Origin of the sequence: Tsuneonella litorea (genome assembly GCF_025154015.1) — a bacterium.
Lineage (GTDB): Bacteria > Pseudomonadota > Alphaproteobacteria > Sphingomonadales > Sphingomonadaceae > Tsuneonella > Tsuneonella litorea.
In genome coordinates this window covers 139,762-156,251 of the sequence record NZ_JAOAMV010000005.1, presented here as the reverse complement: position 1 = coordinate 156,251, position 16,490 = coordinate 139,762, and the positions used below count along the sequence as shown (strand labels likewise).

The following is a 16,490-nucleotide window of genomic DNA, read 5'->3' as shown; positions in this document are numbered from 1 at the left end:
CCGCAATCTTGCCAATAAACTGTCATGCGCCGGTCCTACTCGGCGAGTCGCGACGAGCGTTCGCAACGCTTTCTTTCCGACTCAATCGGACCATGAGGGGACCGTTTCCGTGACCACCACTTTCAAGCGCATTCTCGCGCTGGGCGCGAGCCTGGCGACCCTGTCAGCCTGCGGCGCCGACGACATCGCTTCGCCGGGCACCGGTGTCGACATCACCATCAACAACCCCGCGCCCGCGCCGACCCCGACCCCAACCGGCACCCCGACTGTCGTGGCCGCGGGCGCCTGCCCGACGCTGACCAACGACGGCAGCGTGACGCTTACCGACCGCGGCACGATCAGCGGCCCGACGGGCAGCTACCGCATCTGCGAGTTGCCGAGCCTCATTGCCAAGACCGTTACCCTGCCCAAGATCACCGGTCTCCTTTACGCGATGAATGGTCGCGTCGACGTCGGTTGCGACGGCGGTTTCTCGGCCCCGACCACCGGCGCGCCCCATGCCTCGACCACGGTCGGCTGCGGCACGCTGACCGCTGACACGAACGTCACGCTCAACATCGACGCGGGCGTGATCCTCTATGCCCGGACCGGCCAGTCGTGGCTGGCGGTCAACCGCGGCAACAAGATCAACGCCGTCGGCACAGCCAGCGCGCCGATCATATTCACCAGCCAGGACAACGTCGCCGGCCTCAACACCGACAACTCGATCGGCCAGTGGGGCGGCGTCGTGCTGCTCGGTCGTGGCAAGGTCACCGACTGCGTATTGGGCTCCGTGGCTGCGGGCACGTGCGAGCGCGACACCGAAGGCGCGGTCAACAAGGCCTACTTCGGGGGCAACGACGACAGCTACAACGCCGGCCGGATGAGCTACGTGCAGATCCGCTACTCGGGCTTCGTGCTCAGCGCCGACAAGGAATTACAGGCGCTTACCGGCGAGGCCATCGGAACGGGCACGCAGTTGGACCATATCCAGTCGCACAACAGTTCGGACGACGGGTCCGAATGGTTCGGCGGCGCACCAAAGATGAAATACTACATCTCCACCGGCGCCGACGACGACAGCCTCGATGTCGACACGGGCGCGCGGATGAGCGTGCAATATGCTCTTCTGATCCAGCGTCCGGGTGAAGGGGACGCGCTGATGGAGATCGACTCCAACGGGAACGAGTCCAACACTCCGCGAACCGACTTGAAGGTAGTCAACTTCACCGCGATCCAGCCGCTCGCAAGCAACCAGAACAATTCGACCGGCGACAAGGCCTCGACGCTGTTTCGCGGGAATTCGGACACGACCCTGTACAACGGCATGATCATCTCGCCGAACAACGAGTGCATCCGGATGACATCGAACACCGATGCGGCGAACCGGGCGACGCTGACAGCAAAGTCGGTCGTGCTGCAGTGCTCGGGCACCGGTGATGCCAAGTATATCGGTGACGGTTCGGGCTCGGCACCGTTCACCGCGGCGCAGGTGCGCGGTTTCATCACCGGCGACGCGTCGAACAACGAAAGCTTCGTCAACACGCTGACGATGACCTTCGTGAACGGGGCAAACGAGAACGCGGTCAATCCCACCGACCCGGGCAGTCTTGCGACCGGATCGGTCATTGCCGCCGGATTCTTCACCGCCAGCCCCACCCCTTACCGGATCGGCGCGGCGTGGGCGGGCAACACCGCCTGGTACGCTGGTTGGACCTGCAACAGTTCCTTCGCGAACCTTTCGGGCGGCAGCGCCTGCACTTCGCTGCCGACGACCTGAACGGCATCGAACTGACCGAAGGGGGCCGGCCGTCGAACAGGGGCCGGCCCCCTTCTCCCAAGAGAATTACCCCAGAGGGAACATCGGATGTCCACTCAATCGCGGCTTGCCGGCGCCTTGCTGATCACCAGTGCGCTTACTGCACCCGGCATCGCCCACGCGCAGACCACTGCGGCACCGCCGGCCGCCATGCCGACAAGCGGCGAAGAGGTGGCTGATCCCCTGCCGGAAAGCCCCCCGGCCAACGAGCCAGGGCCGGAACAGCCACCGCAGGAACGCGTGGAGATTTCGGTCCCCGGCGGTGCGGGCGAGATCATCGTCACCGGCCGCCGCGAGCGCAACGTCGAGCGCGCCTCCGCGCAAGTCGTTTCCGTCCTGAGCACCGCCGAGATCGCCCGCACCGGCGAAGGCAACATCGCCGGTGCGCTGGCACGCGTGACCGGCTTGAGTGTCGTGGGCAACGGGTTCGTCTACGTCCGCGGACTCGGCGATCGCTACAGCCTCGCGCTGCTCAACGGCTCACCGCTCCCCAGCCCCGAGCCGCTCAAGCGCGTCGTGCCGCTCGACCTGTTCCCGACCGGCGTCGTCGCATCCTCGCTCGTTCAGAAGAGCTACGCAGCAAACTACCCGGGTGAATTCGGCGGCGGCGTGATCAACCTGACCACCCGGACCACGCCCGACGACGCGTTCGTCTCGATCGGCTTCGGGGTTTCGGGCGATACCGAGACGACCAACAACCTCGGCTTCACCTACTGCGGTAGCGGCACCGACTGGACCGGCTACGACAACGGAAATCGCGACGTCCCGCCCCTGCTGCAACAGTATTTCGACAGCAAGCAGCTGATCGGTACCGACAATGTCGACACCACGCCCATCGCACGCCAGCTCGTTGGTGCGCGCAATGCGGTGGTGCAGCGCGATTATCACATTCAGCCGAACTTCTCGGGATCGCTTTCCGCCGGCAAGACCTTCCCGCTCGGCGATCTCGACTTCGGCGTGATCGCGGCCGCCGGCTACAGCAACAAGTGGCTCACCAAGGACATTACCCAGCAGAACGCATCGGGATTCGACCTGACCTCGGTCGAGCGCGATTTCCGCACGGTGAACACCGACCAGCGAATCCTCGTGAACGGGCTGCTCGGCCTCGGGCTGGAAGGCAGCAACGGCAAGCTGCGCTGGACCAACCTCTACATCCACGACACGGTGAAGAAGGCTTCCCTGGGGATCGGCACGAAGCCAGCACAGAGCGGAGCGGGGACCGATTTCCTGCGCCAGCGCACGTCCTGGTTCGAACGCCAGCTGATCGACAGCCAGATCGTCGGCGAGATGAAGATGAGCGACACGATCTCGCTCGAAGCACGGATGAGCTATGCGAACACCCAGCGCAACGCGCCATCCGACCTGTTCTTCGAATACGTCCGCACCGATTCCGGGCCATTCGGCGGCCAGTTCTTCAACCGGTTGAACAACGGGGCGCTCGGCGACGGCGACGTGACCTATTCGTACCTCGACGAGGACCTGTTCGCCGGGGGCGCGGACCTGACCTGGCGCGCCCTGCCCAATCTCGCGTTCACCGTCGGCGGCGCCTATTCGGACACGCTGCGTTCGAGCACCCGCCGCAACTTCCTGTTTGCCGCGCCGAACAACTTTCAGGGTAACAGCGACGTCATCACTGCGCTTGGGCTGCAGCGGATCGACAACCTCGTGGCCACGCTGACCGACCCTGCGTTCGTCGCCGCCAACTCGCCCGGCGCGGGCGGCCTGCAGTTGATCGAAAGCGATCCAGGCACCCCCGCATTCGACGCGGAACTCGAGATCAAGGCGGGCTACCTCAAGGGCAACTGGGCGCTCGGCCCGGTGTCGGTCGATGCGGGCGTGCGCTACGAGGACGCGGTCGAATCGACGACGCCGCAGGTCACCTTCCTTTCTGTCCCGCCTTCCGTTTCGCCGACCAAGCTGGATCGCAGCTACTGGCTACCGGCGGCCACGCTGACCTTCGAGGTCCAGAACGGCCTGCAGCTGAGGCTCAACGCTTCGAAGACGATCGCCCGCCCGCAGTTTCGCGAACTCATCGCGCAACCCTACTACGACCCGGACGACAACCGTTCGTACCGGGGCAACAGCGGGCTGGTCGACAGCCAGCTGTACAATGCCGAGGCGCGGGTCGAATACTACTTCGCTCCCCAACAGCGCATCTCGCTCGCCGGTTTCTACAAGCGGATCGAGAACCCGATCGAGGCCTATGTCCGCAACTTCGGCGGAGACTTCGTTACCTCCTACGCCAACGCCCCCGAAGCGAGCCTCTATGGCGCGGAGTTCGAGGCGGTGAAGTACTGGCCGCTGAGCGACCTCGGCGGGGGGTTCTTCGCCCCGCGCCGCGTGGTGACGATCGCCAACTACACTTTCACCCGTTCCAAGCTGTCGGTCGCCGCGGGCGATACCACGATGATCGACCAGCAGACGGGATTGGCGACCGACTACTTCATCGACGGCTCACCGCTGACCGGGCAGTCGGACCATATCGTCAACCTGCAGCTGGGCCTCGAGAACACCGACCGGCTGTCGCAGCAGACCCTCCTGCTCGCCTATGCCAGCGAGCGGGTGGTCAGCCGCGGCCTCAACGGGACGCCGCCTCAGCCCGACGTGATCGAGAAACCCGGCCTCAACCTCGACTTCGTCTGGCGCGAGGGGTTCAACCTGCTTGGCAAGGAGATGGAAGCGAAATTCGAGGCGCGTAACATCCTTGGAACGCGTCACCAGGAGTTCCAGCAGTACGAAGGCAACCGGATCGACGTGAACAGCTATGACCTCGGCACCTCGCTGGCGCTTTCGCTGTCGGTGAAAATCTAGACCCGCCACCCTGCACTTCACAGAGGACAGGGTTGCCGTCCGAAGGGAAGCAGCCCTGACTCTCTTTTGTGAAGGCTTCTTCGCAGCTCAGGGAATATCGAGAACGTAGCCGAGCGTTCGGACTGTCCGCAGCGGATTGCCCGCGCCGGCAGACTTGAGCGCCCGGCGCAAGCGACCGATCCAGACGTCGACCGTGCGGGCGTCGATTTGGGGCTCTCGCTTGCCCAGGCCGGCGATCAGTTGTTCGCGGGTCAGCACCCGATTGGGATTTTCCGCGAAATAGAGCATCAGGCGAAACTCGTTGGGCGGCAGGACGACCGGCTTGCCCGCCCAGCGCGCCTGCAATGCGGCCATGTCGATCGTCAGCGGACCGATCTCGAACCGCTGGCCGACCGCGCGCTGGCGCTGCTGCGGATCGACCGCCATCACCCGGTCTAGAACTGCGGTGCGATCGACCGGACCGAGCATGTAATCGTCCGCGCCCGCCTTCAATGCGCGGCGGCGATCCTCGAGATCGTCTTCCTCGAGCACCATCGTGATGTGCGCCTCGCTCGTGCGCGGGTCGGAGCGCAGGCGGCGGCACATTTCGAGGCCGGCGAGATCGTCGAGCACCCAGTCGACGAAGGCCCAGACCGGACCCTCGACAAGCCGTTGCGGTCCCTCGCGTGAAATGCGCGCGAACGTGTACCGCCGCCCCGCGTGGACAAAGTCGTCCATCTTGTCGGCTGCTGGATCGGTGAGGAATATGTTGACCACGTCCATTCGTGCCCCCGGGAAATGTCATCCCGAGATGGCGGCGCCATGTGACGCGCACGTGACTAGTGTTACGGCAGGGCTGTTGCCTCGCTTCGCCCCCACAACTGGCGGTTGTAGAACCACCCGATGCCGATCAGGCTGAACCCGAGCGCCATGAACGAGGCCACCCGGCCCAGGCCCGCGAGCCCGGCCGCGTCGACGAGGAACACCTTGAGCACGGCGAAGAGCATCGCGACGAGCGAACCGACCCGCCAGGCCCGTCCTCCGCGCCCCCGCGATCCCCACAGCAGGAAGCCGACCGCGAGGACGATGCCGGTGAGCGAGCGCAGCAGCGCCTCCGCCGGGGTTACCGGCTGACCGGCGAGGAGCGATCCGGCGAAGGCCTGTCGCAGTTCCGAGACCGCGAGGAAGGCCAGGACCACCATCGTGGCCCCATCGACCGCCCAGCGCAGCCAGGGCGGATCATCCGGCAGCAGTCGGCGCACCAGCACGAGCGCGGCGATGCCCGCCGCGTACATCGCCGCGAGAGCGTTCGCGAGCGGCAGCGGCCCCACGGCCTGCGCGCTCCACAAGGGGTTGTGGAGTGCGAACGCGAACCAGACGAAGTGCGCCAGCGCCCCAATCGCAAGCACGAGCGCCGCGCGGGTCCAGCCTCGACCCCGGGCGAGCCATGCCCCGGCGAAAAGCAGCGCCTCCCACCCGGCGCGCTCGACAACCCCGGTGCGAACGAAGTCGCTTCCCGCCGCACCCGCAAATGCCGCTCGGTAGGTCACGTGGACGATCACCAGGAAACCGGCGAGCGAAGCTGTCTCGAGGATCCGCCGGAACGACACGGCCGAAACCCCCGCCCCCCGCCAGGCCGCCGAAGCCGCGGCAAACGGCAGCAGGTACAATGCCAGCGCGCGCAGCGATGGCAGATCGGCGCGCATGATCGGCTGGCCGACGAGTCCATCGAGCCCGGCCCCCGCCCAGTGGCCAAGCGGATCGAGCGCCCACAGCGCCGCAATCGCCCACAACGTGGCGATCGCGCCAATGACCTGTCCCATGCGCCACGCCAGGGCAGCCGCGGCGATCGCGACCGCCCAGGGCAGCACGCTTTCGGGGAGCACTTGCGCAAGCGCATCATAGGCCACCAGCGCCGCAGCCGCCTGCGCGGCCCACGCCCATCGCCGGTCGGCGCCCATTGCCCGCTGGGCGAGCGCGGCGGCACAGGCGGCGAGCGCCGCCGCTGCGGCGAGGGCCAGCGCGGCGGCCGGAGACGGAACGTCGGCCAACCCGTCGATGAACCGAAGGTGCGTCGCTGCCGCAAGGCCGAGGCTCACGCCGGACGCCTGCGCGACGTCGACCGCCCGCCCGTGCCCGCGCCACAGCTGGCCAAGCGGGACCAGCGCGAAGATCGCCGCGATGCCGGCCGCGACGACCGCGAACGGTTGCGCCCCCGCCTGCGGCCACAACGCCAGCAGCGCCACCCCCACCGCGGCAGCCACCGCATTGGCCTCGCGCATTGCCGGCTCGCGCCATCCGAACCACGCCAGCGCCACGCCGAGCATGAGGTACAGCCCCCATTCGAGCGTGCCGAAGCCGCCCTGCTGGACGAGCGCCGCCAGCTGCAGCGCGGCGAGGCCCGCGGCACTGACCCGGACCAGCCAATGCGGCCGGCCGCCGCCGCCGGACAGCGCGGGCACGACCGCCCCGAGCAGTACGAGGTAGGCACCGAGCACGGCGACATCGGGCACGTCGGTGGTTCCGCCCGCGATCAGCAAGGCGCCCCATCCGATCCCGCCCGCCAGCGCCGCGACACCCATCCACGCGCGATCCTGGCGCCGCCCGGTTACCGCGAGGCCGGTCGTGACGAGGGCGAGATAAAGCGTGAGGAGCGGGAGGTTCGCGTCCTCGCCGCCGACCAGCGCGGGGGCGGCGAATCCGCCGACAAGTGCGAGCACCGCGCTCGGCAGGCCGAAGCGGAACGACAGCCCGATCGCTCCCGCGGTCACCGCGGCGAGGCCAAGGAACGCGAAGCCCGAGCCGATCAGGCCATAGGCGCTCCCGGCGAGGTAGAACGCGGCGTAGAGCGTCGCGAGCCCTGCCCCGGCAAGCGCCTGTGCCACCCGCGGGTCGGCCACCAGTTCGCGCCAGCGGAACGCCGCTTCCGCGCCGGCAACCAGCGCGATCCCGAACAGGCCCGCCAGCAGCACCCGCACCACCGGGGTGAGCAGGCCGGCATCGATCGACCACCGCACGAGGAAGAACCCGGCCGCTGCCAGCGTGACCCCGCCCGCCCAGATCGGCAGCAACCGGCCGAACAGGTCCTCGAAATCGAACCGGGGCAGCGATCGCCGGGGCCGCCCCGATTCCTGATAGAGTTCTGTCGGGCCGGAAGCCGGCGCGATCTCAAGCCCCTGCGGGCCCGTATCTTCCGCGCCGAGTTGGACGGCAGCGGGAGGCGCCGCGGCTGTCGCAGCAACCGGCTCGGCGCGAGACAGATCGCCCATCTGCAACCGGCCGCGCAGCGCCGCCAGTTCCCGCTCAAGCCCGTCGACCCGCCGCCAGACGAAAGCCACCGCCCCCATCAGGGCCAGAACGACGAGTTCCATCATCGCCTGGCAGCGTCCACCCAAGCGAGGCTTTTTTCAAGCCGCGGCGGAACCGAATCCCCCTCCCATTCGATAGGTGATCGACGTGGTGGACGATGCCGAACGATACCCGCTGACGGGCCGCTTCCTCATGGGACGGTCGCGCCACGCGATGGAAGAGCGGGAAAAGGATCTGCTCGAGCAGTCGATCGAGCAGGTGATCCGTTACGACACCCAGACCTGCATTTTGGCCCGCGGCCAGCCGACCGATCGTTCGACCATGCTGATCGACGGGTTCATCCTGCGCACGATCACCGAGCATGAGCGCCGCTATATCGTCGGCATCCAGGTGCCGGGCGATTTCGTGGACCTGCACGCCTATGCGCTCAAGCGCCTCGATCACGACGTCGTCACGCTGGGGCCGACGCGGGTCGGCCAGATTTCGCACGACCGGATCGGCCACATCCATGCGCACGAACCGCACCTGTCGCGGCTGTTCTGGTTTTCCACCCTGCTCGACGCGGCGATCCACCGGCAATGGACGCTCAAGCTCGAGCAGCTCAAGGCCAGCCGCCGCGTCTCGCACAGGCTTTCTGAGATCTGGCGCCGGCTCGAGATGGTGGGCCTGGGGCGGAGCAACGGGTTTCGCTCCCCGCTCACCCAGTCGGACCTTGCCGACATGTGCGGGACGACCGCGATCCACATGAACCGCGCGCTGTCCGAGCTGAGGCGCGAGGACATCGCCGAGTTTCGCCGCGGGCTCGTGATCGTGCGTGACCGGGCCAAGCTCGAGCGCCACGGCGACTTCGACCCCAGCTATCTCTACGGCCACGGACCGCTCTACGTCGCGGACGAACTCGACGACATGGATTGACGGACTGGCCCGCGTTGCTCAGCCGTGCGCGCCGAACAGGTTGGCGATCGCAACCGACACCCGCAGCGAGAGATCGTAGGCGTCCTCGATCGGTTCGATGTAGTCGCGGTGGATCGCCGCGTAGCCCTCGCCCTCGCCATCGGGATAGGAGCCGGGTTCGTCGACCGCGTAGTCGCTCGCCCGGCTGACCTGCGCCGGATAGGCGCGCCGCAGCTGCGCCAGCGCATCGTCGATCCGCAGCGTGAAGACCATTTCGAGCACGTCGTCGCGGCTGATGTCGTTGGCGCGGGCGAATGCGGGAATGCTCACCGCCTTCAGGAACATGTGCTGCAGCAGCGCGAGGCGTAGCGCCTGCAGCACCCCGATCTCGCGGCGGACCTGCTCGCGCGTGGCGAGCGGGCTGTCGTCGGGGACCAGGTCGAGCAGCCGGTGCAGTTTTAGCGCATCGACCCGCAGGCGCGAGGCGAGGCGGCGGAACACGCCGTTGCGATCGTCCTTGGTGAGGTATTCGGCGAGCGCCGCGCAGGCGGGCGCAAGATGCTCCTCGGTGCCGCGATAGGTCCGGCTTGCCCAGTAGGCCGAGTTGAACAGCTCGCCATAGGCGGCGACCGTCTTGATGCTGGCGAGCGCGTTCGCCGCGCGCACGAGGCGCACGATCTGGCGCCCGCGCGGGCTTTCGCGCAAGAGCGCGGCCATGTCGTCGAGGTTGCCGTCGGCCGCGCTGCCGACCCCGGCGATCACGTTCACCGGGTAGCCGAGTTGCTGCAGGATCGCGTTGTGCGGGATCGCGCGGATCTGCCGCAGGCTCATCTCCCGGTCCGCCGACAGGTCCGACTGGCGGCGCGACACGCGGCTGCCGGTCGACACCAGCATCCCGAGCCCGAACGCGGTGATCGCGCGGCTGTAGGTCCGGCTCTCGAGATGATCGCGCTGGTGCTCCTTGACCGCGCGGTAGAAGTCGAGGCTGAGGTCGGTGCGTCGGTAGAAGGGATCGGTCGGCGCATCCGGATCGGCGTCGGCCGGGCGCAACGAGGCGATCTCGGTGAGCGTGGCGAGCGCCAGTTCGGGCGTGAAGAAGAACAGGTAGCCGTCGCCGCCCTGGAAGCTGACTTCGGGTTCGAGCGTGATCCCGGCCCGGACGAACCGCCGCCGCGCCCACGGCGAAAGCGGCCATTCGAGCCGGTCGGCGAAGCCCGAGGGGTGCGCCCCGCGGCCCATGCTCTCGCCGTGGGTGTCGAAGATCAGCGCGGCCACGTCGGTCAGGCCATTCGCCTCCATCGCGGCGGCAAGGCGGCCCTGAAGGCGCTCGATGGCAAGGCTCGCGGGGATCTGCCCGACGAACCGACCCGCGTCGGAAAAACCGGTCTGGACCGCGACCCGCCCGCGGTTGCGGGCATAGTCCTGGTACGCCGGCTCGGCGAGCAGCGCATCGAGCAGGCGCCCGCCGTGTTCCAGCGCGCTCTCGGTCTCGAACAGCGGCGATACGTCGACCTTGTCGGCGATCCCGAACAGCTGGGCGAAGTAGAGCGCTGCCAGCACCGTCGCGGGCTGCTCGCACTCGGCGATGAGCATCCGGATCGGCGCGTCGGCGTCGACGTGGTGGATGATCTGCGCCATCGCCAGGAACTGCCGGATCGCGGTCGAGCTCTCGACCGCGAGCGCGGCGAAGTTCGCCTTGAGCGGCTCGGTCTCGGCAAGCATCGCGCGCAGCGTCGCGAGCGCGCCGCGGCTTCCGATGTCGATCTCCTGCCCCTCGGGCAGCCGGCGGCGGATCGCGTTGTGGAGCTGGCTGGCATTCACCCGGAAATGAATCCAGCCCATGCCCAGCCCGTCTGCCCGCATCGCGGCGGCGAGCGTGCGCAGCGCAACCGCGTCACTGCCGGTCGCTTCGCGTTCGAGCCGCTCGATCACGGGGGCGAGCGAAAGCAGCTTGTCGGGATCGTCGGCCGTCAGGTGGTTGGCGGCTGCGGACAGCGCGGCGGGGTCCGCCAGGTCATGCGAGAACGCCTCGGCGTGCCGGGCTGCATGATCGCCCGCGCGGCGCAGGACGCCGACAAGCTCGTGGTCCGGCGCGATTTCCTCGAGCGTGCCCGCATATCGCGCGAGCCGCATCGCCTTTTCGGCGAGGCGATAGGCGATCGAGGTGTGCCACTTGATGTCGGTGCGGCCATCCATGTCGTAGCCGACCCAGGTGGCGAAGCGGAAGGGCAGCGGATCGACCTCGGTCCAGCGGTCGGGCCAGCGGTCCCTCGCCGCGGCGAGAAGGTCGTGAACGATGCGGTCGCGCGCGTCCTGGGCGTGGCCGATGGCCCGCATCGCCCGGCCATGTTCGTAGTCGAGCGTGATCGCCGGGCGTTCGCCTGCGACGACGCAGACGCCTTCGTCGATGCCGTCGGGTCCGCTGGCAGCCGCGGCCACCGCGTCCGACTGCGCGGGCGGCAGCAGGAAGGTGGGATGCGCGGTGAACACCGCGTGGAGCTGCGGATGCGACCAGCGCGCCGCGAACGCGTCGAAATCGTCCTCCTCGTCGACGATCCTGGCGAGCCGGGCAGCCGCGCTTGCCGGATCGACCAGCCGGCGCAGCCGCTCCGCGCGGCTCTTGAGGCCCGAGCATTCGAGTTCGGCGATCATCGCGCCGAGGCCAGCCAGGTCGAGATCGCCCGACTCGAGCTCGCGCGAGAGGTCGAGCGAGAGCTGGAACACCGGATTGAACAGCGGGGTGTTGGCGGTCTGCCGATGGTGGACGCGCAGTCGCTCGACGAGGTCGGCGACGGTCCTCACGACCTGAGCGCCGCGGCTTCGCGCGCCAGCGCCTCCACCTGTGCGCGATCGGGCGCTCCCTTTGGCGACACCCAGCTTCCGCCGACGCAGAGGACGGGATCGAACGCCAGCCACGCGGGCGCGGTGTCGAGCCCGATGCCCCCGGTGGGGCAGAAGCGGCACTGGCCGAACGGCGCGGCGAGCGCCTTCAGCGCGGGCAACCCGCCGGCCGCCATCGCCGGGAAGAACTTGAAGTGCGTGAGCCCGAGATCGAGCCCGCGCATGATGTCGCCCGCGTTGGCGATTCCGGGCAGGAAAGGGACGCCGCTGTCGATCGCGGCGCGGCCGAGCCGCTCGGTCAGTCCCGGGGAGACGACGAACTCGCTGCCCGCGTCGAGCGCCTGCGCAAGCTGGTCGGGATTGGTCACCGTTCCCGCGCCGACGATCGCGCCTTCGACCGCCTTCATCGCCCGGATCGCGTCGAGCGCGGCGGGGGTGCGCATCGTCACTTCGAGGACCGGCAGGCCGCCGGCGACGAGCGACTCGGCCAGCGGGACGGCGTGCGCGAGGTCGTCGATCACGATCACCGGGATCACCGGCGCGGCGCGCATGATGGCTGCAATGTCTCTCACTTGCGCTTCCCCGGATACTCTGAGGTGAATGCGGCTGCGGCCCCGAACAGGCCGGGCTGGGGGTGAACGATCAGCTTGACGGGAATGCCCGCCATCATCTCGGCAAAGCGGCCCTTGGCGCGGAACCGCTCGGCAAAGGCGGACTTCAGCAGCGTGTCGCGGATGCGGTATCCCAATCCCCCGGCGATGACGACGCCCTTGGCCCCGTGGGCGAGCGCCATGTCGCCCGCCACCGAGCCGAGCGACATGCAGAACCGGTCAACCGCTGCGGCCGCCAGGCTGTCGGACCCGTCCATTCCCCGGGTCCAGATCGCGATGTCGTCCTCCTCGTGGACCGCCCGCCCCTCGAGCGCGGCGAGCGTCTGGTAGATGTCCGAGATTGCCGGACCCGAGACCACGCGCTCGGCCGACACGCGGGTGTGGCGCTTGCGCAGCCGGGCGAGGATCGCGTCCTCGATCTGGTCGAGCGGGGCGAAGTCGACGTGCCCGCCCTCGGTCGCGGAGACGCGGTAGGTGCCGTCGGGCTCGCGGTAGAGGTGCGCGACGCCAAGCCCCGTACCGGGTCCCAGCACCGTCAGCCGGCCGGTCGCGGGCAGCGGACCCTCGGGCCCGGTCAGATGCACGAACTGCTCGTCCGGCGCGCGGGCGACGGCGTGCGCCACCGCCTCGAAGTCGTTGACGATGGTATAGCGTTCGACGCCGAGCTTTTCGCGCACGAGCGCGGGGCGGATGATCCACGGGTTGTTGGTGAAGCGGATCACCTCGCCCCCCACCGGACCCGCGATCGCCATGCTGACGGCACCGGGCAAGGTGCCGCCCTGCCGCTCGCGGAAATCCTCCCATGCGGTCTGGAAGCTCGCGTGGTCCTCGGTGTGGAGTGTCTCGGGTTCGCCGAGCGTGATCGAACCGTCCTTCGCCATCGTGGCGATCGCGAACCGGGCGTGGGTGCCGCCGATGTCGACCGCGACGAGTTCGCTCGCCTTCTTCGCCATCAGAGTCCTCCCGCTGCCAGCATCGCGCTCGCGCCGCGCTCGGCGCTGTCGGCGCCCAAGCGGAACATGGCGTAGAGTTCGCGGCCCATGCCGTGCTCGTCCTCGCCCATCGCTGCCGGCGCGCGGGCCGACAGGTCGGCATCTGTCGAGAGCGCGCCGGTGTTCGCGCAGAGCTTTACCACGTCGCCGTCGCGCAGGCGGGCGAGCGGGCCTCCGCCGAGCGCCTCGGGGGTGCAGTGGATCGCCGCGGGCACCTTGCCGCTCGCGCCGCTCATCCGCCCGTCGGTCACCAGTGCGACCTTGTACCCGCGGTCCTGCAGCACGCCCAGCGGCGGGGTCAGCTTGTGGAGTTCGGGCATCCCGTTCGCGCGCGGCCCCTGGAACCGCACCACGACCACCACGTCGCGGTCGAGCTCGCCCTGGGCAAAGGCCTCGGCGACGGCGCGCTGGCTGTCGAACACGCGGCACGGGGCCTCGATCGTCCAGCGCTCCTCCTCGACCGCGCTCGTCTTGAAGCAGGCGCGGCCCAGGTTGCCCTCCACCAGCCGCATCCCGCCGTCGGGCTGAAAGGGCGCGCTGGCCGGGCGCAGCATCGTGTCGTCTCCGCTCGCCCCGACCTCGCGCCAGGCGAGCGTCTCGCCGTCGAGCCAGGGCTCCTTCGCGTAGTCGGAAAGGTCGCCGCCCCAGATCGTGCGGATGTCGCGGTGGCCGAGGCCCGCCTCGAGCAGTTCGCCGATGACGTACCCCATGCCGCCGGCGGCCTGGAAGTGGTTCACGTCGCCCGACCCGTTGGGATAGACCCGCGCGATCAGCGGGACCGCGCCGCTCAACTCCGACATGTCGTTCCAGTCGATCGCGATTCCCGCCGCCCGGGCCATCGCCGGCAGGTGAATCGCGTGGTTGGTCGAGCCGCCCGTCGCGAGCAGGCCGACGACGGCGTTGACGAAGGCCTTCTCGTCGCAGGTCTTCGCCATCGCGAATGCGGGATCGTCGGCGACCTCGGCCAGCCGGTGCACCGCCGCGCGAGTCAGTGCCTGCCGCAGCGGCGTGCCGGGCGGCACGAAGGCGGCGCCGGGGACGTGGAGCCCCATCATCTCCATCATCATCTGGTTGGAGTTTGCGGTGCCGTAGAAGGTGCAGGTGCCCGGCGAATGATAGCTCGCGCTCTCGCTTTCGAGCAACTCGGCGCGGGTCGCCTTGCCCTCGGCATATAGCTGGCGGACCTTCTGCTTCTGCTTGTTGGCGATCCCGGTCGGCATCGGGCCGCTGGGGACGAACACGCCCGGCAGGTGGCCGAAGCGCAAGGCCCCCATGACGAGGCCGGGCACGATCTTGTCGCAGATGCCGAGCAGCGCCATGCCGTCGTACATCGCGTGGCTCATCGCGATCGCCGTCGCGAGCGCGATCGCGTCGCGGCTGAACAGCGACAGCTCCATGCCGTCCTGCCCCTGCGTCACCCCGTCGCACATCGCCGGGGTGCCGCCGGCGACCTGGCAGGTCGCCCCGACCTCGCGCGCCCAGACCTTCATCTGCGGCGGGTAGGCGCCATAGGGCTGATGCGCCGAGAGCATGTCGTTGTAGGCGGTGACGATCGCGAGGTTCGGCCCGCGCCCGCTCTTGATCGCGGGCTGGTCCTCGAGCGCGGCGGCGAATCCGTGCGCGAGATTCGAGCAGCCCAGCGAATTGCGGTCGGGCGCGCGATCGCGCTCGCGGTCCATCAGGTCGAGATAGCGCCGTCGGCTGTCGCGGCTGTTGGCGACGATCCGCTGGGTGACGCGGTGAATGGTGTCGTGAAGGTTACTCATGCCAGCTTACCCCATCGCGTTCGGCGAGGGCGATCGCCGCGCTCGGCCCCCACGACCCGGCGGTATAGGTGCGCGGCTGCACGCCGGCTTCGGTCCACCCGGCGCGGATCGCGTCGACCCATTCCCACTGCGCCTCGACCTCGTCGCGGCGGACGAACAGCGTCTGGTCGCCTTCGACGAGGTCGAGCAGCAGCCGCTCGTAGGCGATCCGCTTGACCGCACCGGCGAAGGCGTCGGGCATCGAGATGTCGAGCGGCACCGGGCGCAGGCGCAGCCCCTCGCGGTCGAGGCCGGGCACCTTGGCCATCAGGCGAAGCGAGATGTTCTCTTCGGGCTGGATGCCGATGACGAGCCGATTGGGGACGGTCTTCGCGCCCCTCCCCTCGAAGATCGAGAACGGAATGCAGCGAAACTGGACGACGATCTCCGTCACCCGTTCGGGCAGGCGCTTGCCCGTCCTCAGGTAGAACGGCACGCCCTTCCAGCGCCAGTTGTCGACGTGGGCCTTGATCGCGACGAAGGTTTCGGTGTCCGAATCCTTGCCCAGTTCCTCGTCGTAACCGGGCACGGCCTTACCGTCGACGGCGCCGGCGCGATACTGGCCCGTCACCGTCTCGCCGTCACCGACCGGGCGCAGCGAGCGCAGCACCTTGACCTTCTCGTCGCGCACCGCGGTGGCGTCGAAGCTCGTCGGCGGCTCCATGCAGGTGAGCGCGAGCAGCTGGAGCATGTGGTTCTGCACCATGTCGCGCAGCGCGCCGCTGTCGTCGTAGTAGGCGACCCGGCTTTCGAGGCCGACCGTCTCGGCCACCGTGATCTGGACGTGGTCGATGTAGTTGGCGTTCCAGATCGGCTCGAACATCACGTTGGCAAAACGCAGCGCGAGGAGGTTCTGCACCGTCTCCTTGCCGAGGTAGTGATCGATCCGGAAGATCCGGTCCTCGCTGAACGCGGCGGCGACCGCGTCGTTGATCTCGCAGCTCGATTCGAGGTCAGTGCCGAGCGGTTTCTCAAGGCCGATCCGCACCTCGGGCCCGGTCAGTCCCGCCGCCTGGAGGCCGGCGATCGTCGGCTCGAACAGGCTCGGCGCGGTCGACAGGAAGATCGCCAGCCCCCTGTCGGGCTTGCCGACCTTCGCGGCCAGCGCATCGAAGCCCTCGACAGTCGAAGCGTCGAGCGCCTGGTATGTCAGCCGGTTGAGGAATTCCGCGATCCCGCCCCGGCGGTTGGGGGGCAGGTATGTCTCGAGTGCCTTGCGCGCGAAATCGCGGAATTCGGCGTCGCTCATCTCGCTGCGGGCGGTCCCGACGATCCGCAGGTCGGGCGCCAGCAGTCCGTCGTGCGCAAGCCCGCACAGCGACGGCAGCAGCATTCGCTGGGCAAGATCGCCGGTCGCGCCGAACAGGAGCAGCCTGTCGGCGGTAAAGTCGGCGCTGGTTCGGGCTTCGGTCATTGCGCTCCAGGGGCGATCGACGAAAGTTCGTGGGTT

The 16,490-nt window shown here is 68.6% G+C and carries 10 protein-coding genes; 3 read left to right on the top strand and 7 right to left on the bottom strand.

Annotation, left to right across the window (positions count from 1 at the left end; genetic code table 11):
* Window positions 1-109: 109 nt before the first annotated feature.
* Together N0B51_RS10985 and N0B51_RS10980 are read left to right on the top strand one after the other, a co-directional pair.
* Window positions 110-1,759 (top strand): beta-helix domain-containing protein, encoded by a 1,650-nt coding sequence (locus N0B51_RS10985; RefSeq protein ID WP_259962403.1) that lies wholly within the window; start codon window positions 110-112, stop codon window positions 1,757-1,759.
* Window positions 1,760-1,846: 87 nt separating this feature from the next.
* Window positions 1,847-4,609: a TonB-dependent receptor domain-containing protein gene (locus tag N0B51_RS10980; protein WP_259962402.1), complete on the top strand. Its 2,763-nt coding sequence runs from the start codon at window positions 1,847-1,849 to the stop codon at window positions 4,607-4,609.
* 87 nt (window positions 4,610-4,696) lie between these two features.
* On the opposite strand, the gene N0B51_RS10975 is transcribed toward N0B51_RS10980, so the two are convergent.
* Together N0B51_RS10975 and N0B51_RS10970 are read right to left on the bottom strand one after the other, a co-directional pair.
* Complete coding sequence (locus N0B51_RS10975; RefSeq protein ID WP_259962401.1) at window positions 4,697-5,371, bottom strand: response regulator transcription factor; 675 nt, start codon at window positions 5,369-5,371, stop codon at window positions 4,697-4,699.
* A gap of 62 nt (window positions 5,372-5,433) precedes the next feature.
* Window positions 5,434-7,962 carry a DUF2339 domain-containing protein gene (locus N0B51_RS10970; protein WP_259962400.1) on the bottom strand — a complete coding sequence of 843 codons (2,529 nt, stop codon included), beginning with the start codon at window positions 7,960-7,962 and terminating at the stop codon, window positions 5,434-5,436.
* A gap of 73 nt (window positions 7,963-8,035) precedes the next feature.
* Between N0B51_RS10970 and N0B51_RS10965 the strand changes: the two genes are divergently transcribed.
* Window positions 8,036-8,812, top strand: a complete 777-nt coding sequence (locus N0B51_RS10965) for a Crp/Fnr family transcriptional regulator (protein WP_259962398.1) — start codon at window positions 8,036-8,038, stop codon at window positions 8,810-8,812.
* Between the two features lie 18 nt (window positions 8,813-8,830).
* Here the strand turns inward: N0B51_RS10965 and N0B51_RS10960 are convergent, their stop codons facing one another.
* The 5 genes from N0B51_RS10960 to zwf are packed head-to-tail and all read right to left on the bottom strand — an operon-like array spanning window position 8,831 to window position 16,454.
* Window positions 8,831-11,593 (bottom strand): phosphoenolpyruvate carboxylase, encoded by a 2,763-nt coding sequence (locus tag N0B51_RS10960; RefSeq protein WP_259962397.1) that lies wholly within the window; start codon window positions 11,591-11,593, stop codon window positions 8,831-8,833.
* On the bottom strand, window positions 11,590-12,183 hold the full coding sequence (gene eda / locus N0B51_RS10955) for a bifunctional 4-hydroxy-2-oxoglutarate aldolase/2-dehydro-3-deoxy-phosphogluconate aldolase (RefSeq protein ID WP_375545958.1): 594 nt from the start codon (window positions 12,181-12,183) through the stop codon (window positions 11,590-11,592). Before eda ends, N0B51_RS10960 begins: the two co-directional genes overlap by 4 nt.
* A 17-nt stretch (window positions 12,184-12,200) precedes the next feature.
* Window positions 12,201-13,196, bottom strand: a complete 996-nt coding sequence (gene glk / locus N0B51_RS10950) for a glucokinase (RefSeq protein WP_259962395.1) — start codon at window positions 13,194-13,196, stop codon at window positions 12,201-12,203.
* Window positions 13,196-15,001, bottom strand: coding sequence for a phosphogluconate dehydratase (gene edd, locus N0B51_RS10945; RefSeq protein ID WP_259962393.1), 1,806 nt, complete (start codon window positions 14,999-15,001; stop codon window positions 13,196-13,198). Before edd ends, glk begins: the two co-directional genes overlap by 1 nt.
* Complete coding sequence (gene zwf, locus N0B51_RS10940; protein WP_259962391.1) at window positions 14,994-16,454, bottom strand: glucose-6-phosphate dehydrogenase; 1,461 nt, start codon at window positions 16,452-16,454, stop codon at window positions 14,994-14,996. The genes edd and zwf overlap by 8 nt, the downstream gene beginning before the upstream one ends.
* Window positions 16,455-16,490 lie beyond the last annotated feature (36 nt).

What these genes read in the sequence shown, in the direction of transcription:
- N0B51_RS10980 (WP_259962402.1), top strand. Translation starts at nt 1,847, where the DNA reads ATGTCCACTCAATCGCGGCTTGCCGGCGCCTTGCTGATCACCAGTGCG.
- N0B51_RS10975 (WP_259962401.1), bottom strand. Translation starts at nt 5,371, where the DNA reads ATGGACGTGGTCAACATATTCCTCACCGATCCAGCAGCCGACAAGATG.
- N0B51_RS10970 (WP_259962400.1), bottom strand. Translation starts at nt 7,962, where the DNA reads ATGATGGAACTCGTCGTTCTGGCCCTGATGGGGGCGGTGGCTTTCGTC.
- eda (WP_375545958.1), bottom strand. Translation starts at nt 12,183, where the DNA reads ATGCGCGCCGCGCCGGTGATCCCGGTGATCGTGATCGACGACCTCGCG.
- glk (WP_259962395.1), bottom strand. Translation starts at nt 13,196, where the DNA reads ATGGCGAAGAAGGCGAGCGAACTCGTCGCGGTCGACATCGGCGGCACC.
- edd (WP_259962393.1), bottom strand. Translation starts at nt 15,001, where the DNA reads ATGAGTAACCTTCACGACACCATTCACCGCGTCACCCAGCGGATCGTC.
- zwf (WP_259962391.1), bottom strand. Translation starts at nt 16,454, where the DNA reads ATGACCGAAGCCCGAACCAGCGCCGACTTTACCGCCGACAGGCTGCTC.